Annotated in this window: 4 protein-coding genes and 1 pseudogene; 1 reads left to right on the forward strand and 4 read right to left on the reverse strand. The window is 39.1% G+C overall.

Annotated features, from left to right (window positions below; all coding sequences use genetic code 11):
• Positions 1–187 precede the first annotated feature (187 nt).
• From I6F66_RS20320 to rph, 3 genes are read right to left on the reverse strand one after another with little or no spacing between them, the layout of a single operon-like run.
• Positions 188–568 (reverse strand): diacylglycerol kinase, encoded by a 381-nt coding sequence (locus I6F66_RS20320; RefSeq protein ID WP_007583384.1) that lies wholly within the window; start codon positions 566–568, stop codon positions 188–190.
• A gap of 56 nt (positions 569–624) precedes the next feature.
• On the reverse strand, positions 625–1,269 hold the full coding sequence (pyrE, locus tag I6F66_RS20325) for an orotate phosphoribosyltransferase (RefSeq protein WP_007583381.1): 645 nt from the start codon (positions 1,267–1,269) through the stop codon (positions 625–627).
• A gap of 18 nt (positions 1,270–1,287) precedes the next feature.
• Positions 1,288–2,001, reverse strand: a complete 714-nt coding sequence (gene rph / locus I6F66_RS20330; protein ID WP_002958890.1) for a ribonuclease PH — start codon at positions 1,999–2,001, stop codon at positions 1,288–1,290.
• A gap of 179 nt (positions 2,002–2,180) precedes the next feature.
• Here rph and I6F66_RS20335 point away from each other — a divergent pair, with 179 nt between their 5' ends.
• Positions 2,181–3,041 carry a YicC/YloC family endoribonuclease gene (locus I6F66_RS20335; protein WP_197209651.1) on the forward strand — a complete coding sequence of 287 codons (861 nt, stop codon included), beginning with the start codon at positions 2,181–2,183 and terminating at the stop codon, positions 3,039–3,041.
• A 731-nt stretch (positions 3,042–3,772) separates the two neighbouring features.
• On the opposite strand, the pseudogene I6F66_RS20340 reads toward I6F66_RS20335, so the two are convergent.
• Positions 3,773–3,892 (reverse strand): annotated as a pseudogene (locus I6F66_RS20340) (elongation factor Tu); the annotation flags it as partial.

Here is a 3,892-nt window from a genome sequence, read left to right on the forward strand (position 1 = left end):
GGCGTTTCCCGTCTCAGTGGGGTCGCATTATAGGGAGATCCGAAAACAGATCAACCCTTTTTTGAAGAAAACTTGAAATAATGTGCTGTTCGCTGAGTATTTGAGCTAAACACGTTAAAAAAACAACATAACTAGCAAATTATTAACAACTAAAGGTGTTTAAACTTCACTAATATTAAAAGTGAGCTTAAACGATCTTCATATAAAGACTTACACCCCATATGATCAACACGATCGTTAATGAAAGTGTTACGGCTGCAGATCCCATATCTTTGGCTCTACCTGACAATACATGCAATTCTGTACTTACTCGATCTGTTAATGCTTCAATGGCAGAGTTTAGCAATTCAACTATTAGAATAATAAGCAGTGAGCTAATTAGTATTGCCCAGTGTAATAATGATGAAGCCAGCCAAAATGAAGTGGGGAATAATATAAGGCTTAGTAATAGCTCTTGTCTAAATGCAGCTTCTTCTTTAAATGCTGCTTTAAAGCCAAGATAGGAGCAATAGGTTGCTTTGAAAACGCGTTTGAGGCCTAAGCCATTTGGTTTTAATACATCTTTCATTAATAAACTCTATGAATGAAGGTCAAAATAAAGCCCCGCACTGCGAGGCTTTTTATTTATGCTACGCCGTATTGATCACGGTAAGCTTTAACTGAGGCTAAATGCTCGCCCATCGTTCCTTGGTTTTCAAGGTAACTAATAAGGTCTGCTAATTTTACAATAGAAATTACTTTGGTATTAAAGTCGCGTTCAACTTCTTGAATAGCTGATAACTCGGCTTTACCTTTTTCTTGGCGATCTAATGCAATTAAAACACCACTAAGGTCTGCACCATTTTGTGCAATAATTTCCATGGACTCACGAATAGCGGTACCTGCGGTAATTACATCATCAACTAGCATTATTTTGCCATTGAGTTCTGAGCCTACTAATGTACCTCCTTCACCGTGTGCTTTTTTCTCTTTACGGTTAAAACAGTACGGTACATCTTTATCATGGTGATCTGCTAATGCAACTGCCGTCGTTGTTGCTATTGGGATACCCTTATACGCGGGACCAAATAGTACATCGTACTCTATCGCTGAATCTTCTAATGCTGATGCATAAAAACGACCTAAACGTGCTAAGTCACGACCTGTATTAAACAAACCGGCATTAAAAAAGTAAGGACTTATGCGCCCTGACTTTAAAGTAAACTCACCAAATTTTAATACCTGCTTCTCTAGAGCAAATTCTATAAACTCTTTTTGATAATCTTTCATATCTAGTGGCCTACCTATTTATGCTAATGCTTGCTTTTGTACGTCAATGATCTCACGAATAGAATGTTTAGCTAAAGTAAGTAACTCATCTAGCTCATCAAACGAGAAAGGTTCGCCTTCGGCTGTGCCTTGAATTTCTATAATTTTACCTGTTTCGGTTAAAATTACATTCATATCAGTTTCTGCTGCTGAATCTTCAATATATTCTAAATCGCTAATTGCTTGGCCTTTGTATATACCTACTGAAATAGCTGCAATCATATGCTTAAGTGGGTTTGAATTAATCATACCCTTTGCACGCATGTGCGTTAGCGCATCAACAAGTGCAACACATGCACCACTTATAGAAGCAGTACGTGTACCGCCATCTGCTTGGATTACATCACAGTCAATGGTGATTGTGTTTTCGCCAAGTGCTTTTAAATCAACAGCAGCACGCAGTGCACGTGCAATTAAACGTTGAATTTCCATAGTACGACCGCCCTGCTTACCACGTGCAGCTTCTCGAGCATTACGCGTATGCGTTGCTCGCGGTAACATACCGTATTCAGCATTGATCCAACCTTTACCCTGACCTTTCATGAAACGAGGAACGCCCGATTCGACAGTAGCTGTACAAAGTACTTTGGTGTTACCAAACTCAACAAGTACTGAGCCTTCAGCATGCAAAGTATAATTACGTGTAAATGTAACAGGTCTAATTTGATTAGGTGTTCTTTCGCTTGGACGCATTGACGATCCCCTTAATTCAGAATTTGCGACATTATAAGTGTATGTGGGTATAGATACCATGCTGATTTAAATAAATAGCTGTATGCAAAATATTCAGTGTATTAAATTTTCCCTAGAGCTTAAGCGGTGTTACGGTATAATCATCGTAATATTGTATTTATAAATTTAGGAAAATATCCATGATCCACAGTATGACAGCTTATGCGCGTCGCGAAATAAAAGGCGATTGGGGAACTAGCACTTGGGAAGTTCGTTCAGTGAACCAGCGTTACCTTGAAACATTTATTCGCGCACCAGAGCAATTTCGTGGCATGGAGCCAGTTATTCGTGAGCGTTTACGCAAACACTTACAACGCGGTAAAGTTGAGGTTTTTTTAAAGTTTGTAGCAAATCCTGCCCATGTTGGTGAGCTATCAATTAACCAAGCCCTTGCTGAGCAACTTATAAATAGCGCTAAATGGGTTCAACAGCAAAGTAATGGCGACATTAATCCTGTTGATATATTACGTTGGCCTGGTGTTATGGAAGCTGAAGAACTTGATATGGATAGCGTTAATACAGCACTAATTGCTGGTCTTGATCAAGTAATCGAAGATTTTAAATCAGCTCGTGGCGATGAAGGTGCAAACCTTGAAGAAATGATAGCAATCCGCCTTGATGCGATTTTAGAGCAAGTAGAAATTGTAGAAACGCATATGCCTGAGATTGCTAAGTGGCAGCGTGAAAAACTGGCTCAAAAGCTAGAAGACTTAACAGCAAACATTGACGAGTCACGCCTTGAACAAGAACTTATTTATCTTGCTCAAAAACAAGATGTAGCTGAAGAATTAGATCGTTTAAAGTCTCACGTTAAAGAAACTAAAAAAATCCTTAAAAAAGGTGGCGCATGTGGCCGCCGCCTAGATTTTATGATGCAAGAATTTAATCGTGAAGCTAACACGCTAGCATCTAAGTCTATCAATAGTGACATCACTACTGCCGCCGTAGAGTTAAAAGTATTGATTGAACAAATGAGAGAACAGATCCAAAATATTGAATAGTTTTCAGCCAATTATGGCATATTCATAACTTATCAAAACCCGGGCTAGGCTCGGGTTTTTTATTAATACCAATAATGATATTTTGAATGTTGTTACCAAGCATCTTCGTCTAATGTGAAATCCTCACCTTCAAATCACTCTTTATTTTAGACATTAAAAAGCCCGAGACTAAGCTCAGGCTTTTTGGTAACAATTAGCTAGGCTAATAATTACGCTCTGAACGTTACTACAACGCACCTACGCCTAAAGTAAGAGCGCCACCTTCATATGACATTTTATTCTAGACATTAATAAGCCCGAGGCTAAGCTCGGGCTTTTTGGTAACAATTAGCTAGGCTAATAATTACGCTTTGAACGTTACTACAACGCACCTACGCCTAAAGTAAGAGCGCCACCTTCATATGACACTTTATTCTAGACATTAAAAAGCCCGAGACTAAGCTCGGGCTTTTTGATAACAATTAGCTAGGCTAATAATTACGCTTTGGACGTTACTACAACGCACCTACGCCTAAAGTAAGAGCGCCACCTTCATATGACACTTTATTATAGACATTAAAAAGCCCGAGACTAAGCTCGGGCTTTTTGGTAACAATTAGCTAGGCTAATAATTACGCTTTGAACGTTACTACAAAGCACCTACCGCCACCTTCATATAACACTTTATTCTAGACATTAAAAAGCCCGAGACTAAGCTCGGGCTTTTTGGTAACAATTAGCTAGGCTAATAATTACGCTACGATAGTTGCTACAACACCAGCACCTACAGTACGACCACCTTCACGGATAGCAAAACGAAGACCTTCATCCATCGCGATTGGTGCGATTAGAGTTACTGTCATCTTGATGTT

Source organism: Pseudoalteromonas sp. NZS100_1, from assembly GCF_015864285.1.
In the GTDB taxonomy this organism is placed as follows: domain Bacteria; phylum Pseudomonadota; class Gammaproteobacteria; order Enterobacterales; family Alteromonadaceae; genus Pseudoalteromonas; species Pseudoalteromonas arctica.

What these genes read in the sequence shown, in the direction of transcription:
- rph (WP_002958890.1), bottom strand. Translation starts at nt 2,001, where the DNA reads ATGCGTCCAAGCGAAAGAACACCTAATCAAATTAGACCTGTTACATTT.
- I6F66_RS20320 (WP_007583384.1), bottom strand. Translation starts at nt 568, where the DNA reads ATGAAAGATGTATTAAAACCAAATGGCTTAGGCCTCAAACGCGTTTTC.
- pyrE (WP_007583381.1), bottom strand. Translation starts at nt 1,269, where the DNA reads ATGAAAGATTATCAAAAAGAGTTTATAGAATTTGCTCTAGAGAAGCAG.
- I6F66_RS20335 (WP_197209651.1), top strand. Translation starts at nt 2,181, where the DNA reads ATGATCCACAGTATGACAGCTTATGCGCGTCGCGAAATAAAAGGCGAT.